The following is a 22000-nucleotide window of genomic DNA, read 5'->3' on the forward strand; positions in this document are numbered from 1 at the left end:
CTGTCCACACGGACAGGTCCTCAGGGTCGCCCCTTTTTCTCGGCGGCGTCCAGGCGGGCCTGGGCGACGCGCTGGAGGACCAGGCGTTGCTGCTCGCGGCCCTTCTCGATGACGGCGTCCTCGCAGGCCTCGAGGACCGAGCCGTCGGGGGCCGAGGCGGCCAGGTCCTTCATCTCGCCGACGAAGTCGGCGTAGCCCCGGATCAGGTCCTCGTCCTCGCCGTCGATCTCCAGGGTGATCGTCTTACGTGCCATCGTGGGCCTCCGTGGGGTCGCGTCGGGGGAATGACCCAATTTGCCAGGTCGAGCGACTCACCACCAGAGGAACTGGTTACACCCCTTCGACCAGGGGAGTGCCCAGGACCTCACGCCGGACCGTGAACCCCAGGCCGGGCCGCTCGGGCGCGGCGAGCCGACCATTCTGGCGGATCGGCGCCCCTTCGGCGGTGCTGAGCGTCACGTAGCTATTGAAGTCGGTCGAGCTGAACAGCAACTCGGGAGGGGTGGAGTGGGCCAGGTGGGCGATCGCCGCCGTGGCGATATCGCCGCCCCAGGTGTCCTCGATCGTCATCGCGATCCCCAGCGAGATGCAGAGGTCGCGGGCCTGGCGGATCTTGGTCAGGCCGCCGAACTTGCTGATCTTGAGGTTCACGACATCCATCGCGCCGTCGCCGAACCCTCGGAGCAGGCTCTCGATCCCGTCGATCGACTCGTCCATCACGAACGGATGGTCGGTCCGTCGCCGGATGGCCAAGCACTCCTCGTAGCCATAGCAGGGCTGCTCGATATAGACGTCGACATCGCGGACCCCTCGAACCACGCGTGCGGCCTCGTGCATCAGCCAGCCCGTGTTGGCGTCGGCGATCAATCGGTCCCCCGGTTCCAGGACGGCGGCGACCGCCTTGATCCGCGCAATGTCGGTATCGGGGTCGCCCCCCACCTTGAGCTGGAACTTGCGATAGCCCTCCGCCCGATAACCCGCCACGTTGGCCGCCATCGCCTCCGGCGACTGCTGCGAGATCGCCCGATAGAGGACGAAATCCTCGCCGTAACGCCCCCCCAGCAGGACGCAGACGGGCAGACCGGCCGTCTTCCCCAGGATGTCCCAGCAGGCGATGTCGATCCCCGACTTGACGTACGGATGCCCCTTCATCGCCGCGTCCATGATCCGGTTCAGCTTGCCCAGCTGGGTGGGATCTTCCCCGATCAGGCGAGGGGCCAACTCGGCGATCCCCGCGCGGACCCCGGCGGCATAGCTGGCCAGGTAGGCCGAGCCGAGCGGGCAGACCTCGCCGTGGCCGACGGTCCCGTCGTCGGCCTCGACCTCGACGATGGTGCTATCGAACACGTCGACCGACTTGCCGCCGGACCACTTGTACGAGCCTTCATGGAGCGGGAGGTCGACACGGTAGGCGGCGATTCGGCGGATTTTCATGGGTGACTCGATAGTACGGGGAGGGCCAGATCGATATCCACAACGATCGGCGGCACGGATTCATCACCTCGGCGAGGGGGACTGCATCGCTTCGGCTGGCTTGACGGAATCGAAAAATTCGCGAAATCGCCTCGGCTCCCGACCAGGTCCGAGGGCGAAGACCCGGACCTGGTAGAACTCGTCCCCGGCGTAAAACACGAGCATTCGGATTTTCGAAGGGGCGGCCCCCGCCTTGAGGGGCGCCTCGATCTGAAACTCGAGTGCCGGCCAGCCCGCCACAGTCGCCTCACGTTCGTCCTGGATCTCGTACTTTCGCGCGATCGAGTCGCGGGCCGCCTTCAACGCACCGGCGAGCCTGTCCTCGGGGATCTTGATCGGCATCGGGGACTTTTCCAGGCGGTAGAGACACCCGCCCGAGGTGCAGGAATATTCGAGCACCTCGATCGGACCTCCTGAAATTCGCTGGGTCGTCGTCTTCTCGGTAGGTTGGATAGGCATCGCGAAGCTCACGGCACCATCCTTCGATTTCAACTCGACCCACCCGCTCGGAGTTTCGGCGACCAAGCCCGTGGTCAGGAGCAGGATCATCCCCGGAGTAATTCCCCGCATGAAATCCACCTCTGTGAGGATTGCCATTGGTACTAGGATTCTCGACAGGATCATCCCAGCCGATCCAGTCGGGAGCAACAAATTCCCACCATTTCGAAACGCGACGAGGCCGGGACTAGCCCGGCCTCGTCGCGGATCTCGGTTCGATCCGGTCGGGATCAATACATGTCGTCGTAGCCGCCACCGCCGGCGGGCTTCTCGTCGCCCTTGGGGGCGTCGGCGATCAGGGCGTCGGAGGTCAGCAGGAGGGTGCTGACGCTGGCGGCGTTCTGGAGGGCCGAGCGGGTAACCTTGGTCGGGTCGATGATCCCGGTCTTGACCATGTCGACATAGGCGTCGTTGAGGGCGTCGTAGCCGAAGTTACCCTTCCCCTCGGCGACCTTGGAGACGACCACTCCGCCATCCTGGCCGGCGTTCTCGGCGATCTGGTGGATCGGGGCCGAGCAGGCGCGGATGATGATGTTGAAGCCGGTGGTCTCGTCGGCGGTCAGTCCGGTCGGCTTGACCAGGGTCGAGGCGCGGAGCAGGGCGACGCCGCCGCCGGGGAGGATGCCTTCTTCGAGGGCCGCGCGGGTGGCGTGCAGGGCGTCCTCGACTCGGGCCTTCTTCTCCTTCATCTCGCTCTCGGTGGCGGCACCGACGTTGATCTTGGCCACGCCGCCGGCGAGCTTGGCGAGCCGCTCTTCGAGCTTCTCGCGGTCGTAGTCGCTCTTGGTGTCGGCGATCTCGCGGCGGATGGCCTCGATCCGGCCCTGGATGGCGTCGGTCTTGCCGGCACCTTCGATGATCGTGGTGTTGTCCTTGTCGATCTGGATCTTCTTGGCATGGCCAAGGTCTTCCAGCCCGACGTTCTCCAGGTCGATCCCGAGGGCCTCGAAGATCGGCTTGCCGCCGGTCAGGACGGCGATATCTTCGAGCATGGCCTTGCGGCGATCACCGTAGCCGGGGGCCTTCACCGCGGCACAGCGGAAGGTCCCGCGGAGCTTGTTGATGACCAGGGTGGCCAGGGCCTCGCCGTCGATGTCCTCGGCGATGATCAGCAGCGGCTTGCCCGACTGCGCGACCTTCTCCAGGACCGGCACCATGTCCTTGACCGACGAGATCTTCTTCTCATAGATCAGGATGTAGGCGTCTTCCAGGACCGCTTCCATCGTGGCCGGGTCGGTCACGAAGTACGGGCTGAGGTAGCCCCGGTCGAACTGCATGCCTTCGACCCACTCGACCTCGGTCTTGAGGGCCTTGCCTTCTTCGACCGTGATCACGCCGTCCTTGCCGACCTTCTCGGTGGCCTCGGCGATCATCTTGCCCACTTCGGTGTCGAAGTTCGAGGCGACGGTGGCGACCTGCTCGGTCTCCTTCTTGTCGGAGATCTTGGTGCTCATCGCCTTGAGCTGCTCGACGATGTCGGCGACCGCCTTGTCCATCCCGCGCTTCATCAGCATCGGGTTGACCCCGGCGACGACGGCCCGGAGCCCCTCGTTGTAGATGGCCTCGGCCATCACCGTGGCGGTGGTGGTCCCGTCGCCGGCGACGTCGGAGGTCTTGCTGGCGACCTCCTTGACCATCTTGGCGCCCATGTCTTCGTACTTGTCCTCGAGCTCGATCTCCTTGGCGACGGTCACGCCGTCCTTGGTGACCGTGGGCGAGCCGAACGACTTCTGGATGATGACGTTCCGGCCGCGAGGGCCGAGGGTCACCTTGACGGCCCGGGCGAGCTTGGCAACCCCGCGCTGCATCGCCTGGCGGGCTTCCTGATCAAACGCGATCATCTTGGCGGCCATGAATCAAATCGCTCCGTGGGATGGCTGTTCTGGGTTCGATGGAAGATCGTATGCGAATCCGGCCGACTCTCGACGGCCGGCGTGGATCACTCGACCACCGCGAGGATGTCGTCCTCGCGCATCAGGAGGACCTTCTTCTCGCCGTCGATCTTGAATTCGTCGCCGGCATAGGAGGTGAACAGGACGGCGTCACCCACCTTGACCTGGAGTTCGCGCTTCTTGCCATCCTTGGTGATCCGACCCTCGCCCACGGCCAGGACCTTCCCCTTCTGGGGCTTGTCCTTGGCGGTGTCCGGCAGGACGATCCCGCCCGCCGTCGTCGCCTTGGCTTCTTCCCGCTCCACCACGACGCGATCGCCCAGAGGCTTCAAGTTCATCGCTATCCTCGTCTTCAATGAGCCCGGAACTTCGGGAGGCCAGATGTCCGAATCCGCTTCGGCCTCCCGTCACGCCTCGATCCTATGCAAGCACCGTGCCCTGAACAAAATCGCGCCGCTTCCCTCTGCCCAAAAACGACTTACGACAAACACTCAGCTCCCGAACCGCGTCGTCACTCTGCCGATCGAGGTGACCCGGTCGAATGCCCTGCCAAATCGGCAGCCCACCTCGTTCCATCCTGGAACGATGCGTTCGGGCACGCCAAACCGCGCGAGCCAGCCAGGGCACGGCGGACCACGCCCGGGCAAATCGGGAAAGGTCCTCAACCCTGTGACCGGGCACCCGCTATTTCGAGGCTCCCACAGCCCGGGCGATCAGATCCCGGCCATTATCCAGGAGCAGAGCCCGAGCGGTCGGCCGGTCGAAGGACTTCTGGATCCAGGCGATGACCTCGTCGGCATTCCCGAGACCCGGCAAGGTGGCGCCGCCCCCCAGGAAGTCGGTCCCGATCGCGATCCCTTCAAACCCCTCGCGACCTCGAAACGGGGTGGCGGCGATGGCCCGGATCGCGGCCTCGACCTGATCGATCGACAGGAAAAATGGCGGGCTCACCCCGATCCCGATCACGCCGCCCATGGCCCGGAGGCGGGCCGCATGGCCGATCGGCAACGATCGTTGCGAGGGAAAGTCATCGTGGAGCAGGGTCCCGTGGCTGTAGGCCGGGATGAGGTTCGAGGGGCGGGCCGGGTCGGCCTCGAACCAGTCGAGGACTTCGGACGAGGCCGCATGATTCATGTGGGCGAGGTCGAGCACGGGGCGAGGCCCCGGGCCTTCGGGTGCCAGATCCAGGAGTGCATCCAGGAACGATCGCCCGAGATCGGTGAGCCCACGATCATCGCCGGGGCTGGAGGAGCCCCCCAGGAGGCTCGACTGGTTGTAGACCGGCTGAAACAACCTCACGCCCCGCTCGAAGAGGCGAGCGAGCTTAGGAAGGTCCGCCTCCGAGCGGATCAGGGCGTCGAAACCTTCGACGCCGATCATGGCCCAGGCCAGCCCCTCGGGATCGTCCTGCCATCGGTCGAAATCGTCGGGACCGATCAGGAGACGGCCCGCGAACTCCGCCTCGATTCGCGTGATCAGATCGCCGAGCGCGGCCCAGGGATCGGCCTGACTCGACCAGTCGTCAAGCCTCCGGTAGCAGGACACGATCGCCGCGCGAGTCGCCTGCAAATACCCCTCGGACTGGCCGATCCGGCCTTCGACTCCGGGGTAAAGCCTGGGGTCGAAGACAACGGTCTCGCCGGCATACTGGAGGAGCCAGTCCACGTGAAGATCGATGAGGCGCATGAAGGACCAGCCCGGTTCGAGGTGCCGGCGGCGTCCGACCGCCGGTCATCGGGCGATGATCGACGATCGGACGCGAGCTGGTCAAGCCTGGGCTTACTTGCCAATGGCCTCGTCGACCTTGTCGCCGACCTTCTCGGCCGGGCCGCGAGGATCGACGGCGTCCTTGAGATCCTTGGCAGCAGCGTCGACGCCTTCACCGGCCTTCTCGGCGGGGCCCTTCTCTTCGCAGCCGACCATCGCCAGGGTGGCGGACAGGCAGAAAGCGGCCAGGCCAAGTTTCTTGAAAGTCATCATCTTGCGGTTCCTCTCGGAGCAATTCGGAAAAGCCGGGTCGCGAAGGCAATCCCCTCGCTGGACCGGCCATCAAGGATTCGCACTGTACCGCAAAATCTGAGCCGAATCCGATATGGTTTTTTTTGCAAGCTCAACGATCCGGCGGCGGATCGAGCGGGATTTGCCCCAGGAATCGAGCCACGAGCGTATCGAGTTCCTTCCATCGGACGAGGATCTCGAATCGTGTCGGCTCGGCCAGGAAGCCCGACCAGCGGATCGGGGGAGCTTCCAGGAGGGATCGGCACAGCGGCGAATCCCCCGGGACCAGATCGGGAATCCGTCCGGGCCAGAGCCCGCCGGAGAATGCGGGGGAGACCTGGCCCCAGCCATCCCGGAGAATCCACCCGGCCGATCGTTCGGGTTCGGCGACGGCGGCCGCAGAAACCGCGAGCGCGTCCGGACCCCATCCGATGGCCACGGACGACCCGATCCGGGCCAGTTCGATCGTCCGACCCAGGAAATCGCCGATCCGGTTCGGACCACCCTCCGGCCTCGGTTTGAGGCGACCTTCCAGTTGCCGGGCGGCATTCTCGTCGATCAGGTGGAGCGCGATCAGGCCGGAGTCGATCCCCGGGCCGTCGGAACCGACCCAGCCCGAGATCCCTCGGAGTTTGGGGATCAGGTCGGCCTCGGTTCGGACCCCGACCGACCGGGCCAGGAGGTCGAGCCGGAGCCGGATCGGGGCCAGGCCCGCGCGAGCTGGATCGACCTTCTCGACCTGATCGGCCAGCCGGAACGCGGCATCCCAGGTTTTCGCGGCCGGATCGATCGCGAGCGCGAATCCGGCCACGGCCCGCTCCGACGGGACCCAATCCAACCAGGTCGGGTCGATCTCCGGAACGCGGACCGGTTCGGGCAAGGTGAGATTCAGGGTCGCCGTGAAGGCGTCGCCCTCCAGGGCGAGCCGTCCGGCCATCGACCCTCGGGAGGTTCGCAAGGCCTCGGCCATTCTTCGAACGTTCACCGAGCTCGATCCATCGAGTACACCGGGCTCGACCTCCAGCCGGATCCCGTCCGGTTCGGCCTGCTCGATCGCTCGATCGGCCCGCTCGCGGACCAGCCGGAGATCCTCGAACGACCCGGCGATCAGCGGACCATGAGACCCTCGGGACACCAGGGGAGATCCCGGCTTGCCCAGCCGATCGGCCGGAGGGTCGGTCGGCGAGGTCTCACGATGCCCCCCGCTCAGGACCATCGACGAGGCCAGGGCCTGAAACGTCCCGTCATCGGCGGGGAGGGATATCCCCCAGGCCAGTTGCCCATCCTCGGGATCGAACCAGAGCGAAACCTCGGCCCGATCCAGGGTCCGCAACTCCCCGACCATCGACGGATTGAAGGCGGCAATCAGCGCCTCCAGGGGCTTGCCGAGCCGGTCCGGCTCCTGGCTGGCCCGCTTCCAGGCCGCCAGGGCCGCGGCCGGGTGGGGGGCCTTCGCCCCTCGAAACAGGTCGAGGACCTCTCGGAGTTGCCGGTCGGGATGGACCGCCCGGATCGAGACCACCGGCCTCGGCTCGTCCCCGAGGCTCGCCGAAACGAGCAGGAACAGGCCAAAGCCCCCCAGAGGTGCCCAACGTCTCGTCATCGAATCCTCCTGGAGATTCCGCCCGGGCCACTTTACCCGGAACGGCACGTCCCCGACGAGACCGGGAACTTCGCGTTCTCTCCTCAGCCGGCGGCACATCGAACCCGAGTCCGATCTCTCCGGGAATGGGCAGGAATTGCGAGAGCGTCGTGCCCCGGGTGAAGGTGGATCGAGGGAGATCCGATCAGGCGGACCAGGGAGGATGGGATGGCACCAAGGACCGTGACCCCGCCCGAGTTTCCCACGATCGCCGGAGAAGTCCACTCGCCGTCCGGTCCGGAGTCGGTCGGGGCGGTCGAGACGACCATCCCTCGACCGGCGTCGAAACGGACCGAGACCGCCAGCAGCCTTCGTCCGTGGGCGATCGATTCGGCCTCGCGGCGCGTTCGATAAAGGCCGGCCATCGTGTCGATGGCGGGCAAGGGGGATCCAGGATTCCAACCTTCCGTCGCGACGGTGTGAAGCATGGCCTACTCCATCGGAGATAGGGTCGATCGAAATCCCGATCGGCCGGAGCCGATCGGTGACGATCTCCCGACCCAGAGCAGGCCATGTGCCGACTCCCCCCCGAGAACGACCCCGTCCCGCCCACCAATCCGGGTCTTGACGTTCGTCCGACAAATCGGGGCCGCACAAGCCAACCAGCCCTCACGAACCGACTCGACTTCGGCCCGCCGAGAGACAAGGGCCTGCCACGGCTCCGACGCCGGCCTCGTGAAAAGGAGCCGGCCCGACCTGGCAATTTCGCCAATCGTGTTCACTCGGGAATCCAGGCCGTCCGGGATCTCTGCCCGATCCGAGGCCCGATCGCGCCCGGGAGCGAAATAGTCCTCTTGTCGCCATCGATCCGTCCGAGATCAAATTACAACAACGCGAGTCTTTATTATTGACATCGCAGAATTTCAAAGTTAATTGTCGGATCCAATATCGATGATAACACCGAGGACAATCTTAACAGATGTTTCTATCCGGAGAACGTCTATCCAAGGGGGGAGAACGATGCTATCGATGAGACCTGGGCCATTCGCCCGCAATACCCTAGCGGTCCTCTGGATTACGGCCCTGAATGCTACGTCGCCCGCCTCAGGGGCCGAAAACGCGAACTCGAAAGTCTTTCCGCCTTGTTCGAATCCTCATGGACTGAGCTACGCCGAGTGGAGCGCCCGGCAATGGCAGTGGCTGTTCTCGCTGCCGGTCGATCATCATCCCTTATTCGACAGCGCGGACTGTAGCACGGGCCAATCGGGCAAGGTCTGGTTCCTCGGCGGGACGTTCAGCACGAGCGAGATCGAGCCCGGCGTCATCCTCGGGAAGGCCGATCGGACGTGCAAGATCCCCTCGGGCACGGCCCTCTTCCTCCCGATGGTCGCCGCCGAATGCTCGGAGATCGAAGGAAACGGCGAAACCGAGGCGGTGCTACGCGAGTGCGCCAACTTCTTCGGCGACTTCATCATCCCATCGAGCGTCTTCCTCGAAATTGATGGGAAACCGGTGACGAATCCGGAGCGGTATCGGGTCGAATCACCGCTCTTTTCGATCGGTCCGCTACCGGAGAACAACGTGCTGGGCGCCGCTCAGGGCTCGACCAGCCCTGCGGTCAGCGACGGTTACTTTGCGATGGTAAAGCCAATGTCGGTCGGCAAGCACACCCTCCGCTTCGGAGGGATCATCGACGTGAGCTCGATCGGCGGCCCGATCTTCATCCAGGACATCAAATACACCATTGATGTCATGCCGAGAGGGCGATATTGATCGAGGCGGGATAAATGCCGGTCGGAGGTCGACCGCGGCCTCCGGCCTCATGCGGATGGAGCGTCCGGCGAGCCGGGAGACGTGCCCACCATCGCCCGCTTCGGGTCCGGGGAGGCCGGCCTGCTGGGCCAGGTCGTCCGGAGATATCGCGGGGAGGACCTACCGATGATCGAACAACTACCGACGGATTCTCCCAAAATCCTGGGGTTCAAACTCAGCGGCAAGCTCCACGACGATGATTACCGGACCTTCGTGCCCGCCGTGGATGAGGCGATCGCGGCGGAGGGCAAGGTCCGAATGCTCGCGCTCTTCGAAGATTTCCACGGCTGGGACTTGCACGCCGCGTGGGATGACCTCAAGTTCGGCCTGAAACATGACTCGGACTTCGAGCGGATCGCCCTCGTCGGCGACGAGAAATGGGAGGAATGGATGGCCCGATTCTGCAAGCCGTTCACACGGGCCACGGTCCGGTATTTCGACGCCCATGAGGCCGAACTTGCCCGGAGTTGGGTGAAGGAAGATCTCTGAGCGGGGCTCGGGCGGGATGGCCCTCCTCGGGAAGGCGTCAATCGATCGGCAAGCCGAGCGATCGGATCCGATCGAGTTCCTCGCGATCCGGGCGCCGGCCCACGCCGAAGAGCCAGTCACCCCCGAGCAGGAGATTGAAATTGCAGGTCGGGTCTTCGTGATGCAGGAAGTGATGACGAACGAGGTATCGAAAGTAGCGGGTCCGGAGTAGCCTCGCCAGGTGCCGAGGGGCCTGCGGATCGACCGAGGCGTATGGGCGATGCAAGGACGGATGGACGACCATCGCCATCAACGGCGCCGCCATCAACATCGGTAACGCGCCCAGGATCGACCAGGGACCGATCATCACGGCGAGGACCGGCAGGGCCGGGACGACCGTCAGGTTATAGCTGATCAGCGAGCGGAGGCCGATCGTCAGCCCGTAACGCTCCCGGACGATCAGGGGGTCGCCGGCCTTCCCGATCACCCGATCGACCCGCGATCGGTGGACCTGATCATCGAACTGAGTGACGTGGTCGGATCGATAGGTCAGCCCATGATGGACCACGGCGTGGCGATAGTGGACTCGCAATAGGTGCCCGAAGAGTCGGGGATGGCGAGCCCAGTAGCGGCGAGTGCCGGCACGGGCATGGCCGACGAACCGGTGGAGCAGCGACTCCGAGATCGAGGCGGCCAGATACCCCAGACCGAGTCCGATCGCGATTTGCAGCGGGATGAACATCGGCCTGGGCCTCGGAATCCGGGACGTTTCGTCGGCCATCTGGGAGACTCGGCCAATCGATGTGCCGCTGGAGCGGCTGAGATTATCGGCCAACCCCTTGGGGCCTCTCGGCCCTCCGAGTAGAGTACGAGGGCCGACCCGGACTGCCTAGCTCCGGCAGGGTCCTATCGGCCGAATACCTGGGGCGAGTCACGACGATGAATCCACGACGCGTTGCGCTGGTGACGGGATCAGCCACGGGGATCGGCCAGTCGGTGGCCTGGCGATTCGCCGAGCGGGGGTTTGCCGTCACGGTGAACTTCTCGAAATCGAAGGCCGAGGCGGAGGAGACGGCCCACGGGGTCCGATCTCGGGGCGGAGAGGCGATCCTGGTCCAGGCCGATGTCGCGGACGACTCGGCGGTCCGCGTCATGGTCGAGCGGACGGTGGAGGCCTTCGGCGGGATCGACGTCCTGGTCAACAACGCGGCGACCACCCACTTCATCGCGCATACCGACCTCGACGGGATCACCGACCAGGTCTGGGACGACATCCTCAATGTCAACCTGAAGGGGACCTTCCACTGTTGCCGGGCGGCGATGCCCTGGCTGAAGGAGCGACAGGGGAACATCGTCAACATCGCCTCGGTGGCGGGCCTCGCCGGGTCGGGCAGCTCGATCGCCTACGCCGCGAGCAAAGGGGCGGTGATCACCCTCACCAAGAGCCTGGCCAAGGCCTTCGCCCCCGAGGTCCGGGTCAATGCCGTCGCCCCCGGCCCGGTCCAGACCCGATGGCTGGCCGACCATCAGGACATGGTCGAGGCGGCCATGAAGCTCACCCCGATGAAGCGTCCGGCGAGCCCGGACGACGTGGCCGCCGTCGCCCTCTTCCTTTCCGAGGAGGCGGGCATGATGACGGGCCAGGTCCTCGTGGTCGATGGCGGTCGGACAATCTGACGCGATTCTTGAGCCCATTTCGAATGGGCTTGCGTCTTCGACGAGGGGCGGGTACCTTGCCGCCGCCCATCGACAGGGAAGCCGGATCGCCCGGCGAGTCGGCCCCAAGGAGCGGGACCGACGAAAGACGACCGACCCGACCTGGATCGGAAGGAGTGGGATCGCATGCAAGGACGGTCATGGATGGCCGCTCTGGCGCTCGTGGCGGCCTCGGCCGGATATTTCGGCCCGGCGACGCTCGCCGGACAGCCGACGCCGATCAAGCAGACCGTGAACCTCGTGATCCGGCTCGACGGGATCTCCTCGGACGGGGCCGAGGTCGTCATCAAGCCGGGCCACCCCGCCTGCCGGTTCAAGCCGATCACCAAGAAGGTGACGCGGAACGGGAAGCTCGAACTTCCCAAGATCGATGTCGAGACCATCAGCGCCGATCGGGATTGCGCCTTCGCGATCACGCTCAAGGAACCCGGGCAGCCCGACAAGGTCGTCCGCCGAAACCTCCGGATCGAGGAGGTGGAGGAGGGGAAATCAGCCTCACCCCAGTCACTCACCTGCTACGTCAGCTCGAATTCGCTGCATCCGACGATCGCCGAGAAGACCGATCGCCCGAAGATCAAGAAGTGACGCTTTGCCCTCGGAATGTCCCGAGGTTCGGGCCGCACGCCAACCGGAATCGCGAGGATCCGAGCTTCAGGGATTCTCGCCGTCCGGAGCGGTCATCGCGGCGGGTCGGCGACTGACGAAGGCGATCGACTTCCCGTCGGGCGACCAGGCCGGGTCACGGTCCCCGTCGGGATTCTCGGGGAATGGCCGGACGGTCCCTCGATCGAGGTCGAGGATCAGGATCGCCCCTTCGGGCCGCCCTCGACCGTCGACGAAGGCCACGAATCGGCCGTCGGGACTCAGGGAAGGATAGTCCTCGCGCCGGACGTGGTCGGTCAGGCGTCGGACGGCTCCTCGGGATCGCGTCTGGACCCGGTAGAGATCCCAGCGGTTCCCCCGGTCGGAGAGGAAGACGACCGAACCACCGTCGGCGGCCCAGGTTGGCTGGGTATCGAGGGCGGGGTCGTCGGTCAGTCGGGTCAGGCCCAGGCCGTCGGCCGACCGGAGGAAGATGTCCCAGTTGGCCTCGCGTCGGTCGACGTAGGCCAGGCTATCGTCGGTGGGGGACCATCGGGGCCAGAGCCCCCGGGCCAGGACCTCGACCTCGCCCGCGCCCGGACCGCTGAGGGTGATCGACTCGATCCGCTCGTCATTCCGGCCTGGGCTCGACCAGTCGGTCGCGTAATCGGGGCGACCGCTCGCGACATAGGCGATCTTCCGACCGTCCCTCGACCAGGTGGGCATGCTTCCCGAAGCGATCGCGGTGCTCGAACCACCGGACGCCGGGGCGATCTGGATCAAGGAATCATGCCCGGAGGCGTCGAGGGTCGCGAACGCGATCCACCGGCCATCGAGCGACCACGCCGGGTGCGCCGCCTGCGCGAATCCCTCGGGCAGGACCACCGCCCGAGGGCTCGAGCCGTCGGATCCGGCCACGAACAGGCCGTAGGGGCGGAGTTTCGACGTCTCTCGAAGATCGGCCTCGAACCGGAACCTCGCGACTGGGATGGGAGGAGCTGGCTCCAGGCCGTCGGAAACCGGACGTTCGTCGGATCGGAGGGGGGAGAGGCGAACCTGACGGACCCGGTCGCCGATCCCTCGATCCTTCGACCGCTCGCGAACCACGGCGATCAGTCGGCCGGAGGACTCGGGGCGGACCTGGATGAGGGCGGTCGCCCCGCCCGAAGGCCAGGTGGCCGAGAACCACCGGGTTGGCGAAGGCCCGGGGCCTCGCCGATCGACCCTCGACTTGCCCCAGACCCGGATCTCGTCGCCGACGCGTTCGAAGGCCACCAGCTCGGCCTCTCCCGGACGGGACGCCGGCCGGATTTCCAGCGAATCCAGGCGAGTCGGCCAGCCGAGCCCGGTGGCGTCCACCTTCCATCGGCCGGTCGAGAGCGTCGGCTCCTCGGAACGCCCGATGGTCGGACTGGCTACGATCCACAACCCGGACAGGATCACCGGACCCACGATCATTCGAGGCAAAGCCATCGGAAGCCAGAATCCTGCCCGATGAATCGAGCGTTGGACCAAGCGAAATCGTCCTCGATTGGGAATTCGTCGGCCGGCGCCGTTTCTTGGCGGTTGGGGTCCGGCCCAGGGGCTTCTCAGGACAGGACCTTGTCGACCACCACCCCTCCGTTGACGGTCAGGCGCTCGTCCCGACCGTCGCGGAAGTAGGTCAGTTGCCGATGGTCGACCCCCATCAGGTGGAGGATCGTGGCGTGGAGGTCGTGGACATGCACCTTGTCCTCGACCGCATGGAGGCCGAATTCGTCGGTGGTGCCCACGGTCACGCCGGGCTTGACCCCGCCACCCGCCAGGAACATGCTGAAGCCGTAAGGGTTATGGTCGCGGCCATCGGTCCCCTCGCTCATCGGGGTCCGGCCGAACTCGCCGCCCCAGACGACCAGGGTCGAGTCGAGGAGCCCCCGACGCTTGAGGTCTTTGAGAAGAGCGGCAATCGGCCGATCGCTCCGGGCGCAGAGCTTCGAGTGGTTCCCTTCGATGTTGCTGTGGGCATCCCACTGGCTGCCCGATCCGCAATAGAGCTGGACAAACCGGACCCCGCGCTCGACCAGCCGCCGGGCCCGGAGGCACATCGCCCCGTAGTCCTTGCAACGATCATCGTCGAGCCCGTAGAGGGTCTTGGTCTCCTCGGACTCGTTCGAGAGGTCGACGGCCTCGGGCGCGTGGGCCTGCATCCGATAGGCCAGCTCATAGGCGGCGATCCGGGCGGCCAGCCTCGAATCATCGGACCGAGGGGCGGCGTGGATCCTGTCGAGGTCGGCGATCAGCCCGAGCTTGGCCTTCTGCTGGGCCTCGGTGATCGACCCCGGGGGGGCCAGGTGGAGGATCGGCGTCCCGTCTTTCCGGAATGGGGTCCCCTGGAAGGTGGCGGGCAGCCACGAGTTCCCCCAGTTCCTCGGCCCGCCCAGCGGTTCCCCGGCGTCCTGCATGACCACGAAGGCGGGGAGATCCTGGTTCTCGGTCCCCAGGCCATAAGTCACCCAGGCCCCCAGGCTCGGGCGGCCCGCCAGGATGCTCCCCGTGTTCATCTGGCAGACGCTGCCCACGTGGTTCACGCCGTCGGCCCAGCAGGACCGGATCAAGGCGATGTCGTCGACAACCTCGGCGATATGGGGATACCAGTCCGAGACCCAGGTCCCCGACTCGCCATGTTGCTTGAAGGTCCGCTTGGTCGGCAGGAGGCTGTTGCCGCCGACTCCCATCGCGGTGAAGACCTTTCCGAAGCTGGGGGGCAGGGGCTTCCCGGCATGCTTGGCCAACTCGGGTTTCGGGTCGAACAGGTCGATGTGGCTCGGCCCGCCTTCCATGAACAGGAAGATGCAGCTCTTGACCTTCGGCGCGAAGTGGGTCGGCCGAGGGGCCAGGGGATGCAACGGGTCGATCTCGGGCATCTCGGCCCGAGCCTCGTCGCCCATCAGGGACGAAAGGGCCAGGGCTCCGAATCCCATCCCCGCCCGGGCGAGGAAATCGCGACGTGAGTTCGTCCAGATCTTGTGAGGGACCATGTTCGTCCTCGGTCGGTGTGTGCGGGCGGGCGACGATCGACGGAGCTCGTTCGCTAAGATCAGTCGACGAACACGAACTCATTCAGGTTGAGCAAGGCATGGCAGAAGTCGACCACCGCCGCGGCCTGGGCGGGGGTGGGGCCTTCGGGCATCGGGACCGGGAGGGAGTCGGAGAGATCCCGGCCGCTGAGGTTCTCGGGCTGGGTCCGGAGGAATTCGAGGGCACGTTCCCGTTCCCCGGCCTCCGGCCGTCGTCCGAAGGCGTCCCGATAGGCCACCTCGACCAGCTGCTCGATATTGTTCCGGTCGTCGGCCTCGGCGTAGACCTTCCCGGCGAGCCTCCGGGCGTGCTCGACGACCAGCCCCGAGTTCAGGAGCATCAGGGCCTGGGGGGCATTGACCGAGATGTTCCGCTCGGGACAGGTCAGGTTGGTGTCGGGCACGTCGAAGGCGTCGAAGAGGGGATACTTGAGGTTCCTCCGGACGAAGACGTAGAGGCTCCGGCGATTCCGGTCGGACTCGGATTCGGAGACGGGCCAGTCCCCCTTGAAGTGGGTGGTCACGCCCGGCGGCAGCTCGGGATAGATGCTAGGCCCGCCCATCCGGTGGTCGAGCTTGCCGGAGACGGCGAGCATGGCGTCGCGGACGGCCTCCCCCTCCAGCCTCCGACGGCTCATCCTGGAAAAGAGGACATTATCGGGGTCGGCATCGAGGGTCTCGGCGCTCGGGGTGCTCGACTGCCGATAGGTGGCGCTGGTGACCATCAATCGGTGGATCGCCTTGAGGCTCCATTGCTTCGCGATCAGCTCGGTGGCCAGCCAGTCGAGGAGCTGGGGGTGGGAGGGGGTGGCCCCCTGGGTGCCGAAGTCACTGGTGGTCGAGACGATCCCCCGGCCGAAGTGGTGCTGCCAGAGCCGGTTGACGATCACCCGGGATGTAAGCGGGTTCTCGGGGCGAGTCGCCCACCTGGCGAGGGCGGTCCGGCGTCCTGGCGTCTCGGACGAGGGGTCGTCGTTGCCGGGCATCCGGGTCGAGCCGAGGACCGAGAGGAAACCGGGCGGGACCTCCTCGCCGGGATTGTTCTGATTCCCCTTGCGGAGGAGTCGGACCGGGGGTTCGAGCGGGCCGGCGTCGGTCATCCCGGTGGCGGTCGGGATCGGGGGCGGGGCGAGCTTGACGAGGTCGTCCATCTCCTGACGACGTGCCTGCCAGACCTCGCGGAGTTCTTCCGGCATCACCGCGGCCATCTTCTTGGGGTCGATGGCGATCTTCTTCGCATATTTCTTGAGCAGTTCCAGCTGATCGACCGTGCGGTCGCGGGGATCGGCCGCGAAGGCCTCGCGTGCCAGCGCGGGGAGATCGTCCAGCTTGTCCTTGAGGAGTCCGGCGGCGTAAGGCTGCTCGATCGCGTCGATCTCGCGGCGGAGGCGTTCGACCAGCCCTTCGTGCTCGGCGAGGGCCGAGCTGTACATGGCTAGATCCTCGGGCGAGGCGACCGGATAGTCGTCCCTGGCCCGAGTCCCGGAGAAGAGGGCCTGGATCCGATAATAATCCTTCTGGCTGATCGGGTCGTACTTGTGGTCGTGACAGCGGGCACAGGCGACCGTCAGCCCCAGGACGACCGCGGTGGTCGTGTCGGTGATGTCGTCGAGCATCCATTGACGACTCTGGCCGGGGACCGAGTTATTGTCCTCATAAGGCCAGTGGCGATTGAAGCCGGTCGCGATGAAGGCGTTGGTATCTTCGGGCTCGACCTCGTCCCCGGCCAGTTGGAGGGTGAGGAATCGATCATAGGGCATGTCTTCGTTCAGGGCCTGGACGACCCAGTCGCGGTATCTCCAGGCGTCGGGACGAATCTTGTCGCTCTTGAAGCCGTCGGATTCGGCGAATCGGGCCAGGTCGAGCCAGATCCGGGCCCATCGCTCGCCGTACTCGTTCGAAGCCAGGAGTCGGTCGACCAGTCGTTCGTAGGCGTCGGGGGCCGGGTCGGCGGCGAAGGCGGCCACCTCCTCGGCGGAGGGGGGCAGGCCGGTCAGGTCGAAACGGAGTCGGCGGATCAAGACCGATCGGTCGGCCTCGGGGGCGGGGGCCAGCCCATCCGCCTCGACTTGCTTGAGGATGAAGGCGTCGATCGGATTTCGGATCCACGCTCGATCCTGCACCGACGGAGGTTCGGGGCGAACCGGAGGGACGAAGGCCCAGTGCTTGCGCTGCTCGGCGTTCCAGGTCGGCTCGGGAGCATCGCCGGGGGGTTTGGCCATCGAAGGCCAATAGCCGGAGGTCAAGAAGAGGGCGACCAGGCTCGCCCGACCGATCCCATTCCCGAAGATGCGTCCGAGGCAGTCCACTCGCATGTTCTTCATCTCCCGGGAATTGGATTGGGCCGACGAAGTCAGGGCAGGGGCAAGGCGCGGCGGGGCCGGTTCTCGTTGACCGATGAACCAAGGATACCTGGTTCCATCGGATCTTCCCAACGAAATCTCCCTCCGCCAATCCTGTCCGCGTAGCAGCCGGGCAATCTTCTGCCCAGCCGGGAAAGAAATCAGCCCGAGGGAGGCCATTGCTTCCCACGGGCCGTGGTTTTCGATCGAGCTTCACCACCGGATCAGCAGCACGATTGACCGAGGGAATCGCCGACTTCGAGGGAATATCGGGCGACGACGGCGGTGACGTTATCCGGGCCGCCCTTCTCGTTAGCCTGCTCGATCAGGCGGAGGGCCGCGGCCTCGGGCTCGGCCGTGGACCTGAGGATCTCTGCGATCTGATCGTCCTCCACCGGTTCGGTCAGCCCGTCGGTGCAAAGCAGGAGGACGTCCCCCTCGATGAGCTTGAGCTTGTGGATTTCGGCATGGACGCCGGCATTGGGGCCGCCGATGACATTGGTCACGATGTTTCGCCGGGCGTGGTGCTTGGCATCCTCCGCCGAGAGGATCCCGCCCGAGATCATCAGCTGGACCAGGGTGTGATCGCTGGTGATCTGCTCGAGGTTGCCGTCGCGCAGGAGATAGGCCCGGGAGTCGCCGGCATGGGCGATGTAGAGGTCGGCCCCGATCAGGTAGGCCATCGTCAGGGTGGTGCCCATCCCGTAGAGCCGGGCATTGGCCTCTCCCTCGTCCACCACCGCCTTATCGGCGAGTTCCAGGCTCTTTCGGAGCTCGCTCAGGAGGATGCTCTCGTCGGATCGCCCGACGTGGAGGAACCACTTGAGCGTATTCAGGGCGTATTCCTTGACGCTCTCGACGGCCAGGGCACTGGCACGCTCGCCGGCCGCGGCCCCGCCCATGCCGTCGGCCACCACCATCAGGTAGCCGTCCTCCTCCGAGTAGTTCGTCACCCCGGCCTCATCCAGGCTGCTCTGGCAGATCTGCATCGACTTGGCGAGTCGCGCCACGAGGAAGTGATCTTCGTTGTTCTGGCGGACCTTGCCGGGATGAGTCAGGGCTCCGCAGGAGATCTTCACCTTCACGGGACCCGGCGTTGCGTCCGGCCGGTCGATCGTGCCGACCCCGCCGGTGAAGTGCTGGACATCGGAGATCGGCATCGTCGCGTTCCTCTGCCTGAAGTTCGACCCCTCGAACGATATCGAGACGGCCGCGACTACCCAAGCAAAATCGATGCCAATCCTGATATCAGGAAACGTATGATTGCATCGAGCCATCCGGGTAGGCGAAAGACTCGCCCCCTCGCCTCCCTGGATCGGCCTCGATCAATGGGCCGCCTTGGCCGGTTCGCGGGACTCGATCGATTCGACGGCCAAGGCCGGGGTCCGGGGCTGCACGGCGAAACGGATCCCGATCTTCCGGGTGAAGTTGACCCACTGGTCCAGCAGGACGTAGAAGACCGGGGTGACGACCAGGGCCAGGACCAGCGAGAGCGCCTGGCCACCGATGATCACCTTGGCCATGCTGGCGCGGGCCCCGGCCCCGGGGCCTTGTCCCAGGGCGATCGGGATCATGGCGGCCACCAGCATCGCGGTGGTCATGAGGATCGGCCGGAGCCGGGTGTGGTTGGCCTCGATGATCGCTTCGTGGCGGGACACGCCCTGCCTCCTGAGCTGGTTGGTCGAATCGACCTGGAGGATCCCGTTCTTCTTGACGATCCCGACAAGCATGAACAGGCCGAACATCGCGTAGATGTCCATGGGTGACCGGAACAAGAGCAGCGAGAGCAGCCCGAATGGGATCGTCACCGGCAGCGACATCATGATCGACACCGGCTGGACCCAGCTCTCGAACTGCGCGGCGAGGATCAGGTACATGAAGACGATCGAGAGGGCGAAGGCGATGATGAAGTATTTGCCCGTCTCGCCCAGGGTCTTGGCCTGGCCGCTGAAGACGTAGCTGTAGTCCTTGGGCATGTTCATCTTCTCGAGGATCGCGGTCGCGCGGTCGACGGCCTCGCCCAGGGCGATCCCTTCGGGGTTGCCCAGGACGGTGACGATCCTCTGGCGGCCGTAGCGTTCGATCTCGGTCGGCCCCCGGGCCTCTCCCAGCTGGGCCATGCTGGTCAGGGGGACCAGCCCGGCCGTGGAGGAGGGGAGCCGGAGGTTAGCCACGTTCCGGGCCGAGTCGCGGTCGGCGGGCCGGGCCCGGAGCCAGACGTCGTACTGCTCGTCGCCGTCGCGGAACCGCGAGACCGGTCGACCGCCGACGAGGATCCGGAGGCTGTCGGCGATGGTTCCCACCCGGATCCCGAAGTCGCTGGCCCGCTCGCGGTCGATCGAGACCTGGACCTCGGGCTTGCGGAGCGAGAGCGTCGTGTCGAGGTCGGCCAGGCCCCCGGCCTTCTTCAACTCGTCCTTGAGCTGGTCGGCATAGGTCGCGAGCTGGGCCAGGTCGGGGCCGGACAGGTTGACCTGGAAGATCTGCGGGCGGGCGCCTCCCTGGAATTGCGAGACGTCGTTCACGCTGGCTCGGAGGTCGGGATAGTCCTCCAGGATCTTCCGGGCTTCGTTCTGGACCTCGAACTGGGTATAGGGCGTCTTGCGTTCTTCGAGGTCTTCGAGCCGGACGTAGATCGTCCCGCGGGTGACGTTCCCCTCCCCCTTGACGGACCGTCCCCCGGCCACCTGGCCGGTAGTGGTGAACAGATGCCGAGTCCCCGTGAGCTTGCGAATCCGCCCTTCGAGTTCCTGGAGGACCCGGTCGGTCCGCTCCAGGGTGTACCCTTCGGGCGTGGTGACGACCACCTCGTACTCGCTCTGGTCATCTCGGGGGATCAGGCCCTTCTCCAGCTTGCTGAAGATCGGCACGGTGCTGTAGATCACGCCCAGGGTCAAAAGAACGATCAGCCACTTGGCCCGGAGCGCGAACCGGAGGATCAACCCGTATCCTCCGTCGACCCCCCTCCAGATCAGGCCATTCTTCGACTTGGCGTGACCGGACTCGCCGGGTTCGAGCTTGAGGAATCGCGAGCAGAGCATCGGGGTCAGGGTGAACGAGACGAACAGGCTCATCATCACCGCGAAGGCCACGGTCAGGCCGAAGCTGGAGAAGAACCGGCCGACGATCCCGCCCATGAAGGCGATCGGCAGGAAGATCACCACCAGCGAGAGGCTGGTGGCCAGCACCGCCAGGGCGATCTCGGAGGTCCCCACCCGGGCGGCCTCCATCGCGTCCATCCCGTCCTCTTCCATGTGGCGGAAGATGTTCTCGTGGACGACCACCGCGTCGTCGATCACGATCCCGATGGCCAGGATCAAGGCGAGCATCGTGATATTATTGAGCGAGAATCCCATGTACTGCATGAACAGGAACGTGGGGATGATCGACGTGGGAATGGCCAGGGTGGCGATCACCGTGGTACGCCAGTCTCGGATGAACAGGAGGATCGTCGCCGAGACCAGCACGGCGGCCAGCAAGAGGTGGAACTTCACCTCCTCGATCGACTTCCGGACGAACCGCGCCTGATCCTTCGTGACGACCGTCTTGATGTCCGGCGGGAGGGTGGCCTCGACTTCCTTGAGTCGGGCCATCAGGTCGTCGACGACCTTGACGGTATTGGTCCCGGCCTGCTTCTGGATCACGAGGCTCACGGCATTCTCGCCGTCCAGTCGCGCCTTGGCCCGTGGCTCCTCGTAAGAATCTTCGGATCGGCCGACGTCCTTGATCCGAATCGGCGTGCCGTTCTGGTTGGCGATGATCAGGTCGTCGAATTCCTGGGGCGTGTTGAGCCTCCCCAGGGTCCGGAGGACCAGCTCGCGGGTCCCCTGGTCAATCCGACCGCCCGGCTCCTCCAGGTTCTGCCGCTCCATCGCGGTCCGGACCTCGTCGATCGAGAGCCCGTACGCGGCCAGCCGGTCGGCGTCGACAGTCACGTTGATCGTCCGGGTCCGGCCGCCGATCAGGTTGATCGCCCCCACCCCGGGGACGGTCTCCAGCCGTTCCTTGATCTTCTTCCGGGCCAGTTCGGTGACCTCGCGGAGATCGCGACGACCGGAGATGGCCAGGTTCAGGACCGGCATGGCGTCGGAGTCGAACTTGTTGACGATCGGCGTCTCGGTCCCCTCGGGCAGGCTGGCGATGATCGAGCTGACCTTGTCGCGGACCTCCTGCGCGCCGACGTCGCCATTCTTGGAGAGCAGGAACTGGATGGTGACGACCGAGATCCCTTCCTGCGTCGACGACCGGATCTCGTCGATCCCCGAGACCGTGTTGATGATGTCTTCGATCGGCTTGGTGACGGTCGTCTCCATCTCCTCGACCCCCGCGCCGGGGAGGACCGTGAGGACCGAGCAGACCGGGAAGTCGACGTTCGGGAAGAGGTCAACACCCAGGCTTCCGTACGACACCACGCCCAGCACCACGGGCAGGGCGACCAGCACCCAAGTGAAGACCGGTCGCTTGATGCAGATGTCGGAGATCGTCATGGGATACGGTCCCTCGGGACGGTAGGAAATGAGCGCTGATCTGAGGAGAAACGTACGAGCGAGATGGGGGCGATCGTCGGCCGCGATTCGTCGA

19 protein-coding genes are annotated in these 22000 nt (G+C 65.7%); 4 read left to right on the plus strand and 15 right to left on the minus strand.

Annotated elements, in window-relative coordinates:
- Positions 1-20: 20 nt before the first annotated feature.
- The 9 genes from P12x_RS24610 to P12x_RS24650 all read right to left on the minus strand — a co-directional run bounded on the left by P12x_RS24610 (position 21) and on the right by P12x_RS24650 (position 7931).
- On the minus strand, positions 21-254 hold the full coding sequence (locus tag P12x_RS24610) for a hypothetical protein (RefSeq protein WP_435007659.1): 234 nt from the start codon (positions 252-254) through the stop codon (positions 21-23).
- Between the two features lie 76 nt (positions 255-330).
- Positions 331-1434 (minus strand): cis-3-hydroxy-L-proline dehydratase, encoded by a 1104-nt coding sequence (locus tag P12x_RS24615; protein ID WP_435007660.1) that lies wholly within the window; start codon positions 1432-1434, stop codon positions 331-333.
- A gap of 63 nt (positions 1435-1497) precedes the next feature.
- Positions 1498-2070: a hypothetical protein gene (locus P12x_RS24620; protein WP_435007661.1), complete on the minus strand. Its 573-nt coding sequence runs from the start codon at positions 2068-2070 to the stop codon at positions 1498-1500.
- Between the two features lie 131 nt (positions 2071-2201).
- The gene (groL, locus tag P12x_RS24625; RefSeq protein ID WP_435007662.1) at positions 2202-3824 is read right to left on the minus strand and encodes a chaperonin GroEL; all 1623 of its coding nucleotides are present in this window, start codon (positions 3822-3824) and stop codon (positions 2202-2204) included.
- Positions 3825-3910: 86 nt separating this feature from the next.
- Positions 3911-4201 carry a co-chaperone GroES gene (gene groES, locus P12x_RS24630; protein WP_435007663.1) on the minus strand — a complete coding sequence of 97 codons (291 nt, stop codon included), beginning with the start codon at positions 4199-4201 and terminating at the stop codon, positions 3911-3913.
- A gap of 346 nt (positions 4202-4547) precedes the next feature.
- Complete coding sequence (locus P12x_RS24635) at positions 4548-5549, minus strand: membrane dipeptidase (RefSeq protein ID WP_435007664.1); 1002 nt, start codon at positions 5547-5549, stop codon at positions 4548-4550.
- A 93-nt stretch (positions 5550-5642) separates the two neighbouring features.
- Positions 5643-5843, minus strand: a complete 201-nt coding sequence (locus tag P12x_RS24640; RefSeq protein WP_435007665.1) for a hypothetical protein — start codon at positions 5841-5843, stop codon at positions 5643-5645.
- A gap of 130 nt (positions 5844-5973) precedes the next feature.
- Complete coding sequence (locus tag P12x_RS24645) at positions 5974-7464, minus strand: hypothetical protein (protein ID WP_435007666.1); 1491 nt, start codon at positions 7462-7464, stop codon at positions 5974-5976.
- An 83-nt stretch (positions 7465-7547) separates the two neighbouring features.
- The gene (locus P12x_RS24650; protein WP_435007667.1) at positions 7548-7931 is read right to left on the minus strand and encodes a hypothetical protein; all 384 of its coding nucleotides are present in this window, start codon (positions 7929-7931) and stop codon (positions 7548-7550) included.
- Between the two features lie 541 nt (positions 7932-8472).
- On the opposite strand from P12x_RS24650, the gene P12x_RS24655 reads away from it, so the two are divergent.
- On the plus strand, positions 8473-9216 hold the full coding sequence (locus tag P12x_RS24655; RefSeq protein WP_435007668.1) for a hypothetical protein: 744 nt from the start codon (positions 8473-8475) through the stop codon (positions 9214-9216).
- A gap of 165 nt (positions 9217-9381) precedes the next feature.
- Positions 9382-9744, plus strand: coding sequence for an STAS/SEC14 domain-containing protein (locus P12x_RS24660; RefSeq protein ID WP_435011725.1), 363 nt, complete (start codon positions 9382-9384; stop codon positions 9742-9744).
- Positions 9745-9781: 37 nt separating this feature from the next.
- On the opposite strand, the gene P12x_RS24665 is transcribed toward P12x_RS24660, so the two are convergent.
- Positions 9782-10504: a hypothetical protein gene (locus tag P12x_RS24665; protein WP_435007669.1), complete on the minus strand. Its 723-nt coding sequence runs from the start codon at positions 10502-10504 to the stop codon at positions 9782-9784.
- Positions 10505-10662: 158 nt separating this feature from the next.
- On the opposite strand from P12x_RS24665, the gene P12x_RS24670 reads away from it, so the two are divergent.
- Together P12x_RS24670 and P12x_RS24675 are read left to right on the plus strand one after the other, a co-directional pair.
- Entirely contained in the window at positions 10663-11400 is a 738-nt protein-coding gene (locus P12x_RS24670; protein ID WP_435007670.1) for an SDR family NAD(P)-dependent oxidoreductase, read from the plus strand.
- Between the two features lie 165 nt (positions 11401-11565).
- Positions 11566-12024: a hypothetical protein gene (locus P12x_RS24675; RefSeq protein ID WP_435007671.1), complete on the plus strand. Its 459-nt coding sequence runs from the start codon at positions 11566-11568 to the stop codon at positions 12022-12024.
- Between the two features lie 66 nt (positions 12025-12090).
- Here P12x_RS24675 and P12x_RS24680 read toward each other — a convergent pair whose 3' ends face one another.
- The 5 genes from P12x_RS24680 to P12x_RS24700 all read right to left on the minus strand — a co-directional run bounded on the left by P12x_RS24680 (position 12091) and on the right by P12x_RS24700 (position 21906).
- Positions 12091-13494: a TolB family protein gene (locus P12x_RS24680; RefSeq protein WP_435007672.1), complete on the minus strand. Its 1404-nt coding sequence runs from the start codon at positions 13492-13494 to the stop codon at positions 12091-12093.
- 116 nt (positions 13495-13610) lie between these two features.
- Positions 13611-15038 (minus strand): DUF1501 domain-containing protein, encoded by a 1428-nt coding sequence (locus tag P12x_RS24685; protein ID WP_435007673.1) that lies wholly within the window; start codon positions 15036-15038, stop codon positions 13611-13613.
- Positions 15039-15097: 59 nt separating this feature from the next.
- On the minus strand, positions 15098-17392 hold the full coding sequence (locus P12x_RS24690) for a DUF1549 and DUF1553 domain-containing protein (protein WP_435007674.1): 2295 nt from the start codon (positions 17390-17392) through the stop codon (positions 15098-15100).
- 251 nt (positions 17393-17643) lie between these two features.
- On the minus strand, positions 17644-18579 hold the full coding sequence (locus P12x_RS24695) for a PP2C family protein-serine/threonine phosphatase (protein ID WP_435007675.1): 936 nt from the start codon (positions 18577-18579) through the stop codon (positions 17644-17646).
- A gap of 165 nt (positions 18580-18744) precedes the next feature.
- Positions 18745-21906 carry an efflux RND transporter permease subunit gene (locus P12x_RS24700; protein ID WP_435007676.1) on the minus strand — a complete coding sequence of 1054 codons (3162 nt, stop codon included), beginning with the start codon at positions 21904-21906 and terminating at the stop codon, positions 18745-18747.
- Between the last annotated feature and the right edge of the window lie 94 nt (positions 21907-22000).

This window comes from Tundrisphaera lichenicola, from assembly GCF_051175385.1.
GTDB lineage: Bacteria > Planctomycetota > Planctomycetia > Isosphaerales > Isosphaeraceae > Tundrisphaera > Tundrisphaera lichenicola.

Excerpts from the sequence above, each read along its gene's own strand:
- P12x_RS24610 (WP_435007659.1), bottom strand. The coding sequence starts at position 254 with ATGGCACGTAAGACGATCACCCTGGAGATCGACGGCGAGGACGAGGAC.
- P12x_RS24615 (WP_435007660.1), bottom strand. The coding sequence starts at position 1,434 with ATGAAAATCCGCCGAATCGCCGCCTACCGTGTCGACCTCCCGCTCCAT.
- P12x_RS24620 (WP_435007661.1), bottom strand. The coding sequence starts at position 2,070 with ATGGCAATCCTCACAGAGGTGGATTTCATGCGGGGAATTACTCCGGGG.
- groL (WP_435007662.1), bottom strand. The coding sequence starts at position 3,824 with ATGGCCGCCAAGATGATCGCGTTTGATCAGGAAGCCCGCCAGGCGATG.
- groES (WP_435007663.1), bottom strand. The coding sequence starts at position 4,201 with ATGAACTTGAAGCCTCTGGGCGATCGCGTCGTGGTGGAGCGGGAAGAA.
- P12x_RS24635 (WP_435007664.1), bottom strand. The coding sequence starts at position 5,549 with ATGCGCCTCATCGATCTTCACGTGGACTGGCTCCTCCAGTATGCCGGC.
- P12x_RS24640 (WP_435007665.1), bottom strand. The coding sequence starts at position 5,843 with ATGATGACTTTCAAGAAACTTGGCCTGGCCGCTTTCTGCCTGTCCGCC.
- P12x_RS24645 (WP_435007666.1), bottom strand. The coding sequence starts at position 7,464 with ATGACGAGACGTTGGGCACCTCTGGGGGGCTTTGGCCTGTTCCTGCTC.
- P12x_RS24650 (WP_435007667.1), bottom strand. The coding sequence starts at position 7,931 with ATGCTTCACACCGTCGCGACGGAAGGTTGGAATCCTGGATCCCCCTTG.
- P12x_RS24655 (WP_435007668.1), top strand. The coding sequence starts at position 8,473 with ATGAGACCTGGGCCATTCGCCCGCAATACCCTAGCGGTCCTCTGGATT.
- P12x_RS24660 (WP_435011725.1), top strand. The coding sequence starts at position 9,382 with ATGATCGAACAACTACCGACGGATTCTCCCAAAATCCTGGGGTTCAAA.
- P12x_RS24665 (WP_435007669.1), bottom strand. The coding sequence starts at position 10,504 with ATGGCCGACGAAACGTCCCGGATTCCGAGGCCCAGGCCGATGTTCATC.
- P12x_RS24670 (WP_435007670.1), top strand. The coding sequence starts at position 10,663 with ATGAATCCACGACGCGTTGCGCTGGTGACGGGATCAGCCACGGGGATC.
- P12x_RS24675 (WP_435007671.1), top strand. The coding sequence starts at position 11,566 with ATGCAAGGACGGTCATGGATGGCCGCTCTGGCGCTCGTGGCGGCCTCG.
- P12x_RS24680 (WP_435007672.1), bottom strand. The coding sequence starts at position 13,494 with ATGGCTTTGCCTCGAATGATCGTGGGTCCGGTGATCCTGTCCGGGTTG.
- P12x_RS24685 (WP_435007673.1), bottom strand. The coding sequence starts at position 15,038 with ATGGTCCCTCACAAGATCTGGACGAACTCACGTCGCGATTTCCTCGCC.
- P12x_RS24690 (WP_435007674.1), bottom strand. The coding sequence starts at position 17,392 with ATGCGAGTGGACTGCCTCGGACGCATCTTCGGGAATGGGATCGGTCGG.
- P12x_RS24695 (WP_435007675.1), bottom strand. The coding sequence starts at position 18,579 with ATGCCGATCTCCGATGTCCAGCACTTCACCGGCGGGGTCGGCACGATC.
- P12x_RS24700 (WP_435007676.1), bottom strand. The coding sequence starts at position 21,906 with ATGACGATCTCCGACATCTGCATCAAGCGACCGGTCTTCACTTGGGTG.